The 16,638-nt window shown below is 53.7% G+C and carries 14 protein-coding genes, 1 tRNA gene and 1 pseudogene; 3 read left to right on the top strand and 13 right to left on the bottom strand.

Annotation, left to right across the window (positions count from 1 at the left end; genetic code table 11):
* Positions 1-11 precede the first annotated feature (11 nt).
* Positions 12-1,238, top strand: a pseudogene (locus HMPREF0573_RS06640) (IS3 family transposase).
* Here HMPREF0573_RS06640 and HMPREF0573_RS06645 read toward each other — a convergent pair.
* From HMPREF0573_RS06645 to HMPREF0573_RS06660, 4 genes are all read right to left on the bottom strand, one after another.
* The gene (locus HMPREF0573_RS06645) at positions 1,205-1,651 is read right to left on the bottom strand and encodes a phage major capsid protein (RefSeq protein ID WP_236589640.1); all 447 of its coding nucleotides are present in this window, start codon (positions 1,649-1,651) and stop codon (positions 1,205-1,207) included. The pseudogene HMPREF0573_RS06640 and the gene HMPREF0573_RS06645 sit on opposite strands and share 34 nt — an antisense overlap.
* Positions 1,652-1,681: 30 nt before the next feature.
* Positions 1,682-2,176 (bottom strand): hypothetical protein, encoded by a 495-nt coding sequence (locus HMPREF0573_RS06650; RefSeq protein WP_013189334.1) that lies wholly within the window; start codon positions 2,174-2,176, stop codon positions 1,682-1,684.
* Between the two features lie 183 nt (positions 2,177-2,359).
* Positions 2,360-2,623, bottom strand: a complete 264-nt coding sequence (locus tag HMPREF0573_RS06655; protein WP_013189335.1) for a hypothetical protein — start codon at positions 2,621-2,623, stop codon at positions 2,360-2,362.
* A gap of 1 nt (position 2,624) precedes the next feature.
* Positions 2,625-3,278 carry a hypothetical protein gene (locus HMPREF0573_RS06660; RefSeq protein ID WP_244855338.1) on the bottom strand — a complete coding sequence of 218 codons (654 nt, stop codon included), beginning with the start codon at positions 3,276-3,278 and terminating at the stop codon, positions 2,625-2,627.
* 63 nt (positions 3,279-3,341) lie between these two features.
* Here HMPREF0573_RS06660 and HMPREF0573_RS06665 point away from each other — a divergent pair, with 63 nt between their 5' ends.
* The gene (locus HMPREF0573_RS06665; protein ID WP_013189337.1) at positions 3,342-3,992 is read left to right on the top strand and encodes a DUF3800 domain-containing protein; all 651 of its coding nucleotides are present in this window, start codon (positions 3,342-3,344) and stop codon (positions 3,990-3,992) included.
* A gap of 228 nt (positions 3,993-4,220) precedes the next feature.
* Positions 4,221-4,409: a 50S ribosomal protein L11 methyltransferase gene (locus HMPREF0573_RS06670; protein WP_004007098.1), complete on the top strand. Its 189-nt coding sequence runs from the start codon at positions 4,221-4,223 to the stop codon at positions 4,407-4,409.
* 144 nt (positions 4,410-4,553) lie between these two features.
* Here the strand turns inward: HMPREF0573_RS06670 and HMPREF0573_RS06675 are convergent.
* From HMPREF0573_RS06675 to HMPREF0573_RS06715, 9 genes are all read right to left on the bottom strand, one after another.
* Positions 4,554-4,626 (bottom strand) — tRNA-Ala (locus HMPREF0573_RS06675).
* A gap of 175 nt (positions 4,627-4,801) precedes the next feature.
* On the bottom strand, positions 4,802-9,379 hold the full coding sequence (locus HMPREF0573_RS10035; protein WP_013189338.1) for an InlB B-repeat-containing protein: 4,578 nt from the start codon (positions 9,377-9,379) through the stop codon (positions 4,802-4,804).
* Between the two features lie 234 nt (positions 9,380-9,613).
* Positions 9,614-11,167, bottom strand: a complete 1,554-nt coding sequence (locus tag HMPREF0573_RS06685; RefSeq protein WP_013189339.1) for a sensor histidine kinase — start codon at positions 11,165-11,167, stop codon at positions 9,614-9,616.
* A gap of 42 nt (positions 11,168-11,209) precedes the next feature.
* Positions 11,210-11,893 carry a winged helix-turn-helix domain-containing protein gene (locus HMPREF0573_RS06690; RefSeq protein WP_013189340.1) on the bottom strand — a complete coding sequence of 228 codons (684 nt, stop codon included), beginning with the start codon at positions 11,891-11,893 and terminating at the stop codon, positions 11,210-11,212.
* A 28-nt stretch (positions 11,894-11,921) separates the two neighbouring features.
* On the bottom strand, positions 11,922-12,587 hold the full coding sequence (gene phoU / locus HMPREF0573_RS06695) for a phosphate signaling complex protein PhoU (protein ID WP_004007094.1): 666 nt from the start codon (positions 12,585-12,587) through the stop codon (positions 11,922-11,924).
* A gap of 86 nt (positions 12,588-12,673) precedes the next feature.
* Positions 12,674-13,477: a phosphate ABC transporter ATP-binding protein PstB gene (gene pstB, locus HMPREF0573_RS06700; protein ID WP_013189341.1), complete on the bottom strand. Its 804-nt coding sequence runs from the start codon at positions 13,475-13,477 to the stop codon at positions 12,674-12,676.
* A 6-nt stretch (positions 13,478-13,483) separates the two neighbouring features.
* The gene (gene pstA, locus HMPREF0573_RS06705) at positions 13,484-14,554 is read right to left on the bottom strand and encodes a phosphate ABC transporter permease PstA (protein WP_013189342.1); all 1,071 of its coding nucleotides are present in this window, start codon (positions 14,552-14,554) and stop codon (positions 13,484-13,486) included.
* Entirely contained in the window at positions 14,551-15,624 is a 1,074-nt protein-coding gene (pstC, locus tag HMPREF0573_RS06710; RefSeq protein ID WP_041798023.1) for a phosphate ABC transporter permease subunit PstC, read from the bottom strand. The genes pstA and pstC overlap by 4 nt, the downstream gene beginning before the upstream one ends.
* A 24-nt stretch (positions 15,625-15,648) precedes the next feature.
* Positions 15,649-16,575, bottom strand: a complete 927-nt coding sequence (locus HMPREF0573_RS06715) for a phosphate ABC transporter substrate-binding protein (RefSeq protein WP_004007090.1) — start codon at positions 16,573-16,575, stop codon at positions 15,649-15,651.
* Positions 16,576-16,638 lie beyond the last annotated feature (63 nt).

The following is a 16,638-nucleotide window of genomic DNA, read 5'->3' on the forward strand; positions in this document are numbered from 1 at the left end:
AGGGTTGTTTTATGCCTTGGAAGTATTCGCGGGAGTTTAGGGATTGTGCTGTTGGGTTGGTGTTTGACTGGCTTCGAGACGGTTCTGGGGTTTCGAGATGGGCGGTTATCAGTGATATCGGATTGAAACTTGGTGTGAGTCGTGAATCATTGCGCCGCTGGGCTGTTCAAGCCGAGATAGACCAGGGAGAAAGACCCCGGGGTCACTCGAGAGGAGTCTGCCGAGATAAGGCGGTTGCGTAAAGAAAACGCGGAGCTTAAACGTACTAACGAGAGTTTGAAGCTCGCATCGGCTTTTTTCGCCAAAGAACTCGACCACCCCGGGATGAAATGATTGCGTTTATTGACCAGTATCGTGATTGTTTCTCGGTCGAGCGTATTTGCCGGGTTATGAGAGAACACACGGTTGGGGGCTTCCTCACGCCACGTGGTTACCGGGCGGCAAAGACCCGAAAAGTGAGCGCTAGGCAATTGAGAGATGCCTTGTTAATCGAGGAAATCGTGAAGATTTTCGACCAGAATTACCGTGTTTACGGGATTCGTAAAATCTGGCGTGCTATGCGCCGGACTGGATGGGATATCGGGCGGGAACAGACTGGCAGATTGATGCGTCTGGACGGGATTTGCGGGGCGCGTAGGGGACGTAGACCAGTTACTACCCGTCCTTCTAAGGTCCCTGATGCACGCCCTAATCTAGTTAATCGCCAGTTTAGAGCAGATAGACCTAACAGGTTGTGGGTAGCAGATATTACCTATGTTCGTGCTCTTTCTGGTTTTGTTTATACAGCGTTCGTAACCGATGTGTATTCACGCAAGATTGTGGGGTGGGCTACCCGGTCATCAATGAAAACCGAGGTACTGTCCCTGCAAGCACTCGAGCAGGCAACAGCCCTAGCAAGAGACAATCTTGCAGGCCTGGTGCATCATTGCGATCACGGTAGCCAGTACACCTCCATTGCCTATAACGACAAACTCACTGATTACGGTATAAAACCTTCTACCGGAACCGTGGGAGACTCCTACGATAACGCCCTGGCAGAGACCGTAAATGGTTTATATAAGACCGAACTTATCTATTCGCAAACCTGGGAAACCCTGTCCGAGGTCGAGTTCGCCACCATGAACTGGGTTCACTGATGGAACAATACCCACCTTCACGAATCCCTGAACTATTCCACCCCCGAGGAGGTGATAACCCAATATAATCAAACCCATGCTAAACAACTAGCACCCACATAAGAAGCGGAACAAAACCCAGGACGCTTCACCCCACCGAACAGGGCAGCCTTGTCGAAAGCTAAAGCGAACGCTTCACCAATCTGTTTCTTGTAAATGTCCACATAACCACCAGGGTTAGCACGGACTACCTCAGCAGAGACCACAGTCTTCGCAGCCAGCTTGTGCGGTTTCATGGTCTTAATCCCAATAGCGGTAGAAGTCGAGGGCTTCAATCCAGCCTCAGCGACCCAGCCCGCTTCCGGTTTCCCGGTAGTCACCGGAATCTCCACACCGTTAACCCCAACCGGGATTTGACGAGCCAAAGACTGCACCACGGAAGTCTTCATAGCCTCATCGAAAATCGGTTGGGCTTGGTCAGGACGCAGGAAACCTGCGAACTCGTTAGTCATTGTTGCTTTAGTTTGCTCAGCCATAGTCATCTCCTTGTCTTGTAGAGGCTGAAATTACGCGATTCCAAGCTTTGCCCTCAATGCGTTTTCCAACACGTCAGAGTTCAAAGCAGGTGCCCCCTTCGTGGGGTTACCCAAAACCTTCGAGGACGGACCAGCAGGCTTCGCGTCAGCAAGAACTTTCTTGAACGCTTCACCCTGAGCCACGCATTCTTCCTCAGTTTCACCAGTAACCAGTTCGATAGGCATCCCATACTGAGACGCGACCTTCGCGCGAACCGCATCACGATTCGCCCGCTCGAGCTCAGCTACCTTTTCCTGAAGCTTCTCAGCGTCAGTCTTAGAGGATTCGTACTGAGCCAACTTCGCTTTCAAAGCATCGAATCCCTCATACTTCTTCGCGGTCTTCCGACGGTCCTCAGCGAGGAAAGCGTTGACTTCCTCCTGAGTGAAAGTACGCGACTCCTTCGGTACAGAATCCGCGGCCGGAACACCGGCAGATGCTGCAGCCGCCTGGGGCTGCTCAGCGTTGGTGTTTGTTTCGGGCATAGTTAGGCCTCCCTTTCGGAGTAGTTATTGGCCACCAGAAAACCCCAAACCTTTCGTGTCGCCTGGTGTAACAACACGCACCCTAGGGGGCTGGTTGGGTAGTCACGGTATGCCCCGGGATAGTGGGCATAAGAAAACCGCCCTGGCGTATAGCCAAGACGGTTGCTGATGGGTTTTGTTTGGTTAGACGCGTTCCTGCAACGCATCTAGCATGTCTTGGTAGTATTCCTCGTCAAACACTGGTTCGAGTGCGAGGATTTCGTCAAGCAGTTCTGAGGGAATGCCATTTGGGTCATTCTGTACCACAGCGCTTATGCCTGCCAGTGCACCAAGAGTCCCATCATCATCGATGAGTGTATTCATATCCTTGAACTCTTGATCAGTAATGACCTTTTGCTGGTGCATATGCTGGAGAACTAAACGTATTTCCTCTTCGCCCTCATCCATTTTAGTCCTCCATCCGATAGAAAGTCGTTACTCTTATTATACCGTGTGATTCTGAAAATGCGATGGTGTACTTGATACCTGAATCTGTCACCACAAACTTACTTGTGCGTTCAACCTTTTCATAGGGCACTAGCGGAAGTAATTTACGCAATTTGTCTGCTATTACCTCTGGAGTCCATTCCTTATCAAATTCCGTACGGTCTCTAATCCAACCGTACCCCTGAAGGTGCCCTCCACCTTTGATATTGCTGAAAAGTATATGATTCCACTCCTTCGCCCGAAGTAGTGGTAAGTCTTGCGGCCAGTCCCGGGGTGGTTCTTCCCAATTTTTTAGCGGGAGCTTGAATGCCTCTCCGTCAATGACTATTCCTTTCAACCTTGCTTGGTCCTCAACCCAAGACCGGTATGCGTCCCACTTTTCCCTTTGCAAAGTACCATCAAGTGAAGCCTTGCGGGTATTGCGCTTTTCGGCTTGTTTAGCTTGACGCTGTACAGCGCGGCGGTGTTTCATCACGTCCTCAGGGGTGTCCCCAGCATGATGATAGGGCAAGTATTCTTTCTCGTAGAGTTCCTCGAAGTCGTATCCGGGGTTCTGTCCTTCCCAATGCGCGCCACGAACAGAATCATCAACCACCCAGCGACCAACCACCGGCACCGGCACACAGTCGCAATCATCGTGATACCGGTTCGACGTCCAGCATGCCATAGAATTACCGCTATGGCAGATTACTTCGTCTACATAGATGAAACCGGCACCCTGGATTTCCGGGAACCGCAAACAGAAAGCGACAGCCCCTATTTCGGAATCGGCTCCGCCACCTTCAAAGACGAGCACGCTGACATCCTGTGGAATACGCTGGTATTGCGTGCCTCCCTGGAAGACCAAGGCATATCACTACCCCGTGGTTTCCACGCAAAAAACGACTCCATGAACACACGCGCCCAGGTATTCGCGTTACTGAGCCAACAACCCCCAGTCTTCCATGCGACATTCCTGTACAAATCCAGGGCGTATAGTTACGTGCAACAGGCCGGGAAAATGCGGCTATACAAACTAGCATTGTATGAACACGTCCGCGGGTTGTGCCAAACAGCTTTCGACAAAAACGACCACCTGTACCTGGTGCTCGCGACCTTCGGCACGAAATCCGAGAAAACCGCAGCCGAGACGGCTCTGCTGGATATTTCTAACCAGATGCCCCAAGAAATAACACCTTGCTACTGGGACTCCGCATCATCCTCGGGATTACAGATTGCGGACTATATGCTTTGGGGATTGCAACGCCGCATGTCCAAGAGAAACTTGCAGGATTTTGAGGTGTGTGCCCGGATTCCGTCCGACTGTGTTCGGCACCCGTGGGGAGTGTAAAAAAGATTGTTGCCAGCTATCCACATAGTGGAAAAGAATCCCTGACCCTCTTCTCGCTGGCATCCCGATTGTTTCATAATTTTCTGCCTGTCGTCAAGCCTTAATTACGAAACCGCTAAGACCTAGCACTTGTCTGATATCGAGCCTACCCCGCTATTCTCCGACCGGCGCAACGACGGCTACCACGGCAACGACACCCTGCCCCGCATGGCATAGCATCCCTGCAATTTGTCCTTTACCCAGATTCCCGCGCAGGTTCAAGACGCACTGACCCTGTTCCCCGAAGTGGAGGAAAACCCGCAAACCACCGCAGTAAACGTGATTCCAGACCCGGCGTTTACCTCGGTTTCCGCCCCAGCAATCGAACTGCAGCGCAAAGCTTCAAAAACGCGAGCCAAAGCCACCAACGTGGCGTAAGAAGCGTCATCCGACCTTTACGCCCTTGGGCTGTCCTATCGAGACATCGGCACCCTGCTAGGTGTCAGCTTTCAGCACGCCCAAAACTCACGACTGTAAAATGCAAAAGTCGCGAAAACCAAAGGTTTCCGCGACTTCGTAATGTGGAGCATAGGGGATTCGAACCCCTGACCTCTTCCATGCCATGGAAGCGCGCTACCAACTGCGCCAATGCCCCGAAGTGCCTAAACAGTATATATAACCTGGGCTAGGACAGCAAATTAGCGATGTAACCGGGGACGTGTTTAGCGCAAGGGCTGGGCAATGTCGTAGGTGTGTATGATCGCCGGGGTATTGTGACGATTAAAGACGGCGGGGCGCCGTATATATACGGTGCCCCGCCGAGGTTCGTTTTAATCCCGAACCCGTCTTCTGTTAATCCTTATTATCAAGCCACCGGTTGCGGTGAACAAAATTGCTGCATAGAGATAGAGCAGCGAGTTCGCGCCAGTCGCCGGAAGATTAGCCGGATTCGACTTGTGCAGCTGGTCGGGACTGATGGGCGCAGACGGTGCTTGAGAGGGGGTAAGGCTCCGACCGGGGAGCGCAGGTGTAGCCGGTTTTCCCAAATTATCAGGTGAACGCGGCGGTGCCGGCGTTTCAGGCTGGCTCGGTTCGCTCGGCTGGCTCGGTTCGCTCGGCTGGCTCGGCTTAGGGGTAGTCGGAGTGCTTGGCGTGTTGGGCGCTGGCGAAACCGGAGTCGAGGGACCCCCTCCACCCGGAGTTGGTGCAGGCGGGGTAGTCGGACCCGGAGTTGGTGCAGGCGGGGTAGTCGGACCCGGAGCCGGCGCGGGTGGTGTGGTTGGACCCGGAGTCGGCGCAGGTGGTGTGGTTGGACCCGGAGTCGGCGCAGGCGGTGTGGTTGGACCCGGTGTTGGTGCGGGTGGGGTAGTCGGACCCGGAGTCGGAGCAGGCGGGGTAGTCGGACCCGGAGTCGGAGCAGGCGGAGTCGGAGCCGGAGCCGAGAATTGCGCAGTAAAGACATGAGAACTGTCGTCAAGCGTGATGACCGGAGAAAGCGGGTCTTTGTCCCAGTTTACAAAATTCCTGCCTGCATCCGGGGTGATATAGTATTTATCGGCATTGCGAGTACCGCCTCCCAATTCCTGCGGAACAGGAAGCTGGCTTGATTTAGTACCCTTGAGGACATCGTAATGCAGTTCCGTGATGGGGTGCCCTGTGGCATCCGAGCCAAAGGAACCGCCCTCACTGGCCTTAAACGTGACCCGCACATATCCGGGAGGAGTCACGCCTCCCTGTGGCACCTCGATGATTCGAACATCCCGGTAAAAGAAGGTGATTTCATCAGAACCAGTGCCGTTAATTCCGAGCAACTGATTAGTGTCTTCATCGACATCGTAAAAGAGCTGCTGTTGTGGGGCAGAGACCAGTTTCCATCCGGAGATAGGTTTGTAGTTCCGCGCATCGTAATGGCGTGCTTGGCTAGAGACCTGTTCCTGATTGAGGAGGCGGTATTTGTTAATAATGGCTTGCTTTTGGGCATCCGTGGTGGCTGTCCGCAATTCCGCCTGGGCTCTTTCGTCCACATAGTTAACTTTGTAGTGACGAGTCCTGAAAGGAACATAGAAAAAGTGAAATTCGTTGTTCTTATATCTGGGATTAGGTACGGGATGACCATTTTCGATAATCTGTTTCGGCTCCACCCTAAACAGTTGGAAACCAGTGTTTTCGAAGCCTAAACGGTTGTTGTATTCGGTGTAGAGTGCCTTAAGCTGCTGATCTTTAGTCTTTAGCAATTCGTCATGTTGGGCAAGTAACCAATCTTCGCTTTGTTGAGTAGCGAGTGCCATCGTATATTGTCCGGCACGTTCCTGCTCTAACACGATGACTTTAGGATTATCTGGGATGCTTGAGTCGATGCGGTATTGGCTATCTAAGAAATGGTGATACACCGTAACCTTTTCAAAGTCGTTCTTTACCCAAATAGCCTTGAGATAAAGGGAATCTACCACATCATTTCCAAAAGAATACAGTTCCGGGACGATATATCGCTGACGATAAGAATTGTCAATCTCATCGGTGTATCTGCCGTGAGCATCTTTCTGATAGTGCAATACTTCCCATCCCAGGAAAGAATAGTCGTCCCGCGTGGGTTTGATAGGCTCTACCAGCTTCTGTCGATGCAATACGGTGAATACTTGCTTGTCTGCTGGAGTAGCGCCCGGTGCATCTGTTTTCTGAGGGTAGGTAACTTTACTCAAATGTGCGCCAACTGCCTCCCGAATGGTCTTTGTCTTTGTCGCGAGCTGTGCGGCGTCAATCTGCGGCAAAGTGCCGCCTGCCGGGTCAAAAGTGACCTTCCACTTATAGTCAGGCTCTTCCCACTTGGCGTAGAGGACCAGGTTGTGAGCGGGCATGGTTTCCGTGCTGTCCGAAACCATTTTCCGTCCGGCAGGGTCCAGAGCCCAGCCTTTGAATACCATATTGGGCGCGAGTCCGGCGGGTCGTTTAACTTGATAGTTTCCCTCGCTATCCTGTTCTAAAAGATCCGTTAGACCCATGTCTACCAAAGTATCAACGTCATCCAGATTCAAATTCTGTAAAGGCTTTTGATAAAAGATATCTGTCTGATTGCTTGCATTATATTCGCTGTCAGCTTTGATGGTGGCGGGGTCATTATTGAAACGCAATTTATACTTATTACGCTTATAACGAAAACAAATATAGCCATTTGTTTTAAATTCCTCGCTGCCGTCTGCCACGTCGCCAAATTCATCTGCACGATTAAAGAAAGTTTTCATAAATGTCATGTAACCCTTGGGGTGTGGGTCTTCCCCGTCATAGGGGCTCTTTACCGTTTCAGACGGAAAATCTGTTATATCATTCCGCTCGTCGTTCATGTCTTGAAGCGCATCTTCGTCCAGCCGTATCGATTTCACTTGACTCTCGTAAGGGGTAAAGCCTTGGACTACCGGAGCCGGATGCGAATAGGTATAACTACCCGTATCAGCCTTGTTTCTATAAAGGTCGTAGTCTATAATTTTATTATATTTTTCTTTCTCATCTATGCCATCCCAGTTTGGGTTTTCGTCGAAGCCATCCATCCAAAAATCCATGTGGTGAGGAATAGCCGCATTGCTTGGGTCACTTGAACCCGATTGCCAGATACCAAAGGAAAGCGTCGTGAAAGTTTGTGGATTGGCCTGCAGATTAACCGGGATAGTGACACCGGCGCCTGCGTCAATGTCACTGGTGTAGCCGCCCTTAGCGGTGTAATTATAATTGTCTAAGAACTCTTTAGCCGTTAGCCGGTAAGGAGGAGTGTCGCGGAAATCTGAGGTTGGTATAGTGTAGTTCAGGTCCCACCCAAAACTTTGTTTGCCACCAGTAAATCCCTTGGTTTCTAAGGCGTCATTCGGCCAGTCTAACAGTCGCTGGTTAAATCGGGCTGTGAAGTGGTAGGGGTGTCCTGGCTCCCCTAGTTTTTCGCCATGTCGCCAAATTTCAGGATAGAAAGTACTATTATCATCTCTAGAGTTGGATTTTGTAAAGTACAGGTCATAGACCTGTCGGTCGAAATAGATGTTATAGACGGTCTTGCCGGTAGCAGAAACAGGCTTTACCTCACTGGGTGTATTCGGATCAGCATTTTCGTTATCAGTTAAAGTCTTATTGTACTTGTAGAACTTATTGAGATACAGGAAGCGACCTTGGTAGAATTTCTCCCCTTTCCAGATTCTAGCTAAACGTTCTTTATCCAAGTCGGGGAATTCCACCCCTTTGATGGTCTCTTCCTCCAGCTTCGGACGGTAACCTGTGGCCTTGTTCCGGTACACGTGAGTGCCCACGAATTCATACTTTTGTAAGAGGGGAGCGTTATCAGCATGATCAGCTTTTTCCGTCCAAAATTGAATCGCATAATCTGCCGTAGGATTCTCCTCCCAAACTGCCGTGAACTTTATATGGTGAGCCGGCATGATTAGTTTGGCGTTTAAATCTTTGAGTGGGGTACCGGCGCTGTCTTTAATGATTTCCTTAGCCTTAAATGTAGTTTCTGTCCCATTCAAAGTGCCGTGCAAATCGACAGATGGCTTCCAGCCTAAGAACTTAGCTCCAATTCTGGTGGGGATATCGGTGCTGTTGATGGCAGGAATTTCTTGTCCGTAATACAGGGTGCGAGTGGGCACCGCCGTCCCATCCTGGGTGTCAAATGTGACCGCATAGTAGGCGCGGTTGTAACGCATTTCCACGTTGCGACCACGTTGCGTGATTAAAACCCGCAGGTCTTTATTTTCGGGTACAAAACCAGCTATTTCAGCAGCCGGTAAGGGCTTGATGAGAGTCTTGTCACCAACTTGTCCGGTTTGCGTAGTGATAATGTCGGTGTTAGTTCCCGGCTTTCTACTGTATTCATTAATTTTTCGTAATTCCTGAAACACGTGCTTTATCGTGATGGTTCCAGGCAGACCTTTGTATATATACTCTTTTTTCGCCTGGTGTACTTTTCCATATTCGGTGTCACCAGTGGTGCTCCCAGCTTGGGCTGCATCTACGACTCGTTGGTAGTCGATGTGGTAGTTATTGATTGGATCATTAGCATTATCCGTAGGCTTGTTATAGCCAGCAAACTGTGGCAGCTTGATGGTCTTGTCGACTTTGTTCTGTTCCTCTGAGGTAGCGGCTGCTCCCACGGTGGCTACGTAGGGTTGGTAGTTGATGATATTATGTCCATCTTTTGTAATTTCATAGTCGCTACGTAGGGTGTAAATATCTGGCTGCGCGGGGTTCTTGATGACATCCGCAGCAGTTTCGCTGCCTGAAAGCTTTACCGGTTCGGCGCTCAGAGAGTCTGCATAGGTGCTGTGTTCGGCGGCGCTAGCTTCCCCCGGCGAAGATAAAATCATCGCCCCTGGAAGTACCAGTCCCAGCGCAATTATCCCTGCAACAGCTTGCTTAAAGTGAACATTCATGGAATTTTCCCCTCCCCGATAATCACGACACGTTCAAAGAGAGAATGTTTTACAACGTGACCTCGGAGCTTATTTTCAAAAATTAAACATTTTTCATTATATGAAATCACAGTTTGAAAAACTAGTTCACGGCTTAACCTGATTTCTATCCATGACACGAGCTCATAGGCGGCTACAGCTACGCGTCACGCCCCCGAATCCGCGCGCGCTTGGTGTCGTTGAGTGGCGCTAAATTCAAGCCGCGTCCGGGAAAGCCACTTCGATGCGCGTGCCCTGACCCGGAGTCGAGTTCACCGTAATCTCTGCCGAATGCAGGCTGGCGGCGTGTTTGACGATAGATAGCCCCAAACCGGTACCCCCGGTTTGTCGTGAATGCGACTTATCCACCCGATAAAACCGCTCAAACACGCGCTCCTGATCCTCGAGAGGAATCCCGATACCCGTGTCGGTCACGACCAGCTGGGGCCTGCCCAGGTGCGTCCCTGCCCAAACGTTCACCTCACCGCCCTCGCGATTGTACTTAATCGCGTTGTCTACCAGGTTGTACACCATCTCACCCAGGAGCGGTTCCACCCCGGTGAGCGTCGTGTGTGAGCCGGACAGAGTCAGTTTCACATCGAAGGCCGCGGCGCGAGGCTGCAGCCGCTCCACCACCGTACGGCACAAACCAAACAAATCGACCTCCCCCGCTTCTGCCGGCAGACCACCCTCGTCCAGCCGGGACAGCTCCATAATGTCGCCAATCAGGTCTAACAGTCGGGAGGACTCCTGGTGAATGCGCTCGGCAAAACCTGGAATATCCTCGTCTCTCACCAAACCGTTACGAATAATCTCGGCATATCCAGAGATAGAGGTCAGCGGGGTTTTCAACTCGTGAGACACGTTAGCGGAAAACTCGCGGCGGGAACGCGCGGCGGCTTCCTTATCCCGATTCTGATGTTCCAGACGTTGCAGCAGCGGCAAAAACTCGGGGTAAATCGGGACCGTTTCGTGGTCCTTGCCGTAGACCTGGAGCATATCGAGGTCCAGGGGAGGCTCCGCAGACTCAGGCTGATTCGGATCCTCGTCCGCTGGCGTGTCGGTGTAGACCCCCGAACCGAAAATCCCTCCGCCACCGAAAACGCTGGAGTTCCCGAACACCCCGTTTTTGTTGACCTCGGGCAGCCGGTCGCGGTCATAAGGTGTGCCCGAGAGCGGGTGGTTCAGGTCAATCTGTTCCAGCGGCGCGACAATCAGGCGGGCCTGACGTCGCGCAATGAGGAAAGACAGCCAGAATACGCCAAGGGCGATGCCGCCCAAAATCGGCAGCCCAGACAGGACCGTGGCATAAAACGTGCGGACAGGACGCGCCACGCGAACAATTTTGCCCGACGGGATAGCCCGCGCGTAATAGCACATATCCTCGCCGAGAGTATCAGAATCACGTACCTCGATATCGGAACCCAACCCGGAAGACTGGCGTCTCAAAGCCGAGACGATCTCGGGTCGGTTCGCGTGGTTAGACATCTGAGCGGCAGGGACTTCGGAATCATAGAGAACTTCACCGTCACTGGCCACCAACGTCAAGCGAACCCCCGGGGTCTGCCGGTGAAAGTCGGTCAGCATCCGGGTCTGCATACCGTCGGGATGATGCTCCAGGCTCAGCGCCAACAGATTGCCCTCTTCGGTCAGCGCGTTCAAAATGTTGGCACGATTGACCTGGTAAAAGAACAAAACGGAACCGACATAAGCAAGCACCAGGGCTAGGGCAGAAATACCTGAGATGGCCCCCAGAATCTTGCGTCGCATATAATCTCCCTTGACTCGATGGCGGTTACGCTAACAACGCCCTCATTCGGAAATCTTGTAGCCAACGCCACGCACGGTTTCAATATGTTTCGCAGCCGGACCGAGTTTCTTGCGCAGCGTGCGAATATGCACATCGACCGTGCGCGTCCCGCCATGGAAACTGTATCCCCAGATTGAATCCAGCAGTCTGTTGCGGGAAAACAAAATCCCCGGCTGGCTCATCAGCTCCTCTAACAGCTGGTATTCCTTTAGCGTCAGTTTCACCTCCCGACCCGCAACCGCGACCGTGTGGCGGGGCAGGTTCAGGTCAATAGAGCCGATGGTGAGGATTTCCTCGTCCCCAACAGTAGAATCAGCGGGACGAGCCACGCGGCGCAGCACTGCCCGGACTCGTGACACCAGCTCCATCATGCCAAACGGCTTGGTGATGTAGTCGTCAGCCCCCAAGTCCAAGGACTTGACCTTGTCAAACTCGGCGCCTTTTGCCGTAACCATGATGACCGGAATGCCCTCGGTTTCCGGGTTAGCCCGAATTCGACGCAAAATCTGGATACCATCAACGCCCGGCAGCATAATGTCCAGCAAAATCATTTCCGGGAGCAGCTCCGTCATCGCTTCGCGAAATTCCCGATAATCAGCGAAACCCCGAGCGGTAAAACCGGTGGAACCGAGGGTGTAAACGACCAAATCTCGAATGTTCAGGTCATCCTCGACAAAATAAATCACACTTCCATTATTCCAAGGACCGCCCGATTCAGGCGGATTTTGTGTCGAAGCTGACATCGTGTACCCCCGTAATCGAGAAATCCACCCACTCGGCGAGGTTCGTGGCGTGATCCCCGATACGTTCCAGATACTTGGCAATCATGATGACGTCGATAGCCTTTTGAGCGTCCGCGGCATCGGCATGCACAATGAAATCAATCATCTCGGTGGCGACCTCAGCAAACATCCGGTCTACCGCGTCGTCCGCCGCTTGGGTGGCAGTAGCCAAAGCCAAATCGCGGTCGACAAAAGACTGGACCGCATCATGGACCATCGCGGCAGTTTTCGCCGCCATCTGAGGTATCTTGGGGAATCCTCGCACCAGGGACATATCCGTAGACTTCACGATTTCCGCAATATCCGCTGCCTGATCGCCGATACGTTCCATGTCGGTAATCATTTTGAGGGCGGCGGAAACCTGGCGTAAATCCCCCGCCACGGGCTGCTGCTGCAACAGCAATTTCAGACACAAGTGCTCAATGTCCCGTTCCATCTGATCGATGTGGGCATCAGCCCGGATGACTTCACGGGCGATTTCATCGCTGGAACTGGACAGAGCCACCATGGTCTGACTGATGGCCTGTTCGCACAGCTCTCCGGTCTGCACCAGCATTTCGCTGAGCTGCGTGAGTTGTTGATCGAATCGGGATCGCATTACCTCCCTACTTTCTGTTCCATAACTCAGAACGGTATTTCCCCGTCGCGCACCAGCGGAGTCCGCCGGGGCACGCGAAAACAGTGTCAGCTGAACCGACCCGTGATGTAGTCCTCGGTGCGCTGGTCCGACGGCACGCTGAACAGGGTTTCCGTATCGTTGTACTCCACCAGTTCGCCCAGCAGGAAGAACGCCGTGTTGTCGGCGATACGCGAAGCCTGTTGCATATTGTGGGTCACAATCACGATGGTGTAATCCCGAGCCAGGTCCACGACCAGTTCCTCAATCTTGGAAGTAGAAATCGGGTCCAGAGCGGAGGTCGGTTCGTCCATTAAGATGACGTCCGGTTCGGTAGCCAAAGCGCGGGCGATGCACAGGCGCTGCTGCTGACCCCCGGAAAGCCCCAGGGCGGACTTGTGCAAGCGATCCTTTAGCTCGTCCCAAATCGCGGCTTGACGCAGGGAACGCTCCACGATTTCGCTCAGCTCCCGGTGATTGCGAATCCCGTTGATACGCGGCCCATAGGCGATGTTGTCAAAGACCGACTTGGGGAACGGATTGGGCTGCTGGAACACCATGCCCACCCGCTTCCGCAGGGCGAGGGCGTCCATATCCTTGAAAATATCCGCGCCGTCCAGCAGTACCTGACCGGTGATGCTAACGCCCTTGACCAGGTCATTCATTCGATTCAAGGTTTTCAGGAAAGTCGACTTGCCGCAGCCGGAGGGGCCAATCAAAGCCGTGATTTTGCGGGGTTGAATGTCGATGTTGACTCCCTTGAGAGCCTCAAAATCGCCGTAATGCAGGTGCAGGTCACGCGCGGAAAACTTGGCGGTGGTGGAAATTTTGGGCGCAGTGGGGGACTCCAGGACGCTGGTTTGCGCAGTCATGAGTGATTATTCCTTTCCTTTATCAGTGTGGAAACGGTCGGTGAAGTTCGTAGCGTCAATAGTCGGTTCGGGACGATTCACCGTGTCAGTAGCGGGGACGGGGGTTTCAGCGTTGACCTTACGCCACTTGCCTGTGCCGCCCTGGGGAGCCTGGTCAGACAGGCCCGCCAGGCTGGCGTGAACCCGTTTCGTGATGGTGCGAGCCACAATCGAGAACAGGAGGGCAATCATCACCAACACCGCGGCAGAGAAGTTAGCGATGTCCACCGCGTTGGGTTCCACCGCCTCGGTACGCATCGCCCACACGTGCAGCGATAACGTCTCGCCGGGACGCACGGGGTTGAATGCATTGGTGGGGGAGGTGATGTCCATGGAGGACCAGTTGATGTTGGTGGACATGCCGGCGGTATAGAGCAGGGCGGCAGCCTCCCCGAAACCGCGTTCAGCCGCCAGCACCACCCCTGTCATCAGGTGGGGGAGAGCCGCCGGAAGCTGCACCCGCACAATGGTGGTCCAGCGGGTCGCGCCCAAAGCCGCCGAACCGTACTTCAGGTCTGCGGGCAGCGCCCGGAGAGCCGACTCGGTAGATGTAGTGACCAGGGGCAAGTTCAGAATCGAAACTGCCAAAGCGCCGGCCAGCAGGTTCCACTGTTGCCCCACCATGAGGATAAAGACCAGGTAACCGAACAGACCGACCACGATGGATGGCAGGGAGGACAGAGACTCGATAGAGATGCGGATGAACCCGGTCCAGCGGTTCTCTGGAGCGTATTCAGCCATGTAGATTCCGGCGGGAACACCGAGCGCAACGGACACAATTAGGGACAAAAACACCAGGTAAACGGTGTTGAACACCTGGTTCATGATGCCGTCACGGCTGAAACTGAGGAACACGGGGTCAAAACTCAACAGGCCGCGAAACACAATGTATGCCGCCAGCGCCACAATCAACATTAGGAAGAAACCCCCGATAGCGCCAAAGACGCCGGTCATCAGGTTGTTGACGCTCTTGGCGCGGCGAATACGGTGTTCCATCAGAGCGGAAAGACCCGAAGCGGTAGTCGTAGCGGTACTCATAGATCCTGTTTCCTCTCTGTGCCGATGAGGTGAATCACAAAAATAAAGAACATCGAGATGAGAAACAGCAGCAAAGCCATGGTCCACAATGCCGAGTTGTGTTCGCCGCCGTTGGTGGTGTTTCCCATGTCGGCGGTAATCGCCGTGGTCAGCGAACTGGTCGGAGAGAGAACATCGGCAGGCAGGGCGCGAGTTTTGCCGATGACCATCGCAACCGCCAGAGCCTCGCCAAAAGCCCTGGCCAAACCCAGAATAATGCCGGTCAAGATGCCTTTCCGCGCGGCAGGCAGGACAATGTGGTAAATCGACTGCCAGCGGGTAGCCCCCAGACCGTAGGCCGCCTCGCGGTAGTGGTCAGGAACCGCAGTAATCGCATCGGCAGAAACCGTGGTGATGGTCGGGAAAATCATGACCGCCAGGACGATGCCCGCCGCCAGGACCGAATAGCCGCCCAGGGGGGCGTGAAAATAGTCACGAATAAAAGGCACCAGGACGGTCAAGCCGACCCAGCCGTAAACCACGGAGGGGATACCGAGGAACAGTTCCACCGCGGGACGGAACAGGCGCTCACCCGCGCGGGGAGCGATTTCCGTGATGAACACGGCGGCTCCCACCGCGAAAGGCGTAGCGATGACCAGACCCAGGAAACAGGTCATCAGCGAACCCAGAATAAAAATCAGGGCGCCGACACTGCCGCGCAGAGTCAAGTCCGGGCTGTCCTGGGGATTCCAGTCCGGGGAAAACAGGAATTCTCCGACGGAATGCTGGAACGCGGTAAAGGTGAAAGAACCCTTGTACAGCAGGAACAGACCAATCACGACCGTGAGTGCGATGAGGGAAATACCCGCAATCGCCACGATGGTTCCGCCGATTTTGTTTGCCAAACGGAAACGTTTATCCGCCCCGCGAGAGTCGAACCGCGACCGGGCGGGGGATAAACCCGCCCCAGCTGCGGAGTTGCGCGTTTGCGGGAGCACTGAATCCGTGGAGTTGAGACGAGTAGACACATCATCAGTCATCTGCATTTCCATCGATTCAGGCTCCCGCACCGAAGAAGCCGTGGTTGCCATTAGTACAGTCGCGCCTGAGTCTCTTTATGCCGCGGGGTCAGGGTGAGAAGCGGCAGCCTGGGCGGACATCTTGGAGGACACACCGTAGCCCATTTTTTCCAGGTCAGCGGCGAACTTGTCGCCCATCATGTAGTCAAGGAACGCTTTGGTCACCGCATCGGGATTGCCCTTGGTGTACATGTGCTCATAGCCCCACACTTTGTATTTACCGCTGTAGGTATTTTCCAAGGTCGGTTTCACGCCGTCGATAGCGACTGGCTGCACTTCGTCCTTGCCGACCAGGTAAGACAGCGCCACATAGCCGATAGCGCCCTTGTTCTGGGACACGGTCTGGAGCAGAGTGCCGGAGTCGTCCGTCTCAAGGGACTGGTTGGAGGCCTCCTCGGCACCACCCAACGCCCAGGTCTTAAACAGGGCGCGAGTACCGGAGGAGGACGGACGGGTGACCAACACAATCTTTTCGTCTGGACCGCCCACTTCCTTCCAGTTCGTAGTCTTGCCGGTAAAGACATCGGTCAGCTGGGCAGTGGTGAGGTTCGTTACCCCCAAATCCTTGTTGACCACCGGAGCCATGGTGATGGTGCAAACCTTGTGGTCGACCAAGTCGGCGGCCTGGGTCGTATCGAGCTTTTCACCAGCGAAAACGTCAGAGTTACCGATGTTTACAGAACCGGCAGCAACCTGCTTGAGACCTTCCCCAGAACCGCCGCCGTTCATCGTCACGGTCACATCGGGGTTATCCTGCATGAAAGCCTCGGCCGCGGCTTTCGCCAAGGGCAGCAGCGCGGAGGAGCCGGAACCAGTGACGGTGCCACTCAGAGTCGAAGGCGCTGCGCTGGACTCGGCGTCAGTACCGGAGGCGGTCTGATTGCCACCGCCCTCACAGCCGGTCAACAAAGACATGGAAAGCAAGCCAGCGCCAAAAATCGCGCCAATACGAGAGATTTTCATGGTGTTCCTTTCATACCTCGAACTTTTACTCCCAAGTCAGATAGTAAGAAAGGATTGTTAAGG

It is taken from the genome of Mobiluncus curtisii ATCC 43063, assembly GCF_000196535.1.
In the GTDB taxonomy this organism is placed as follows: domain Bacteria; phylum Actinomycetota; class Actinomycetes; order Actinomycetales; family Actinomycetaceae; genus Mobiluncus; species Mobiluncus curtisii.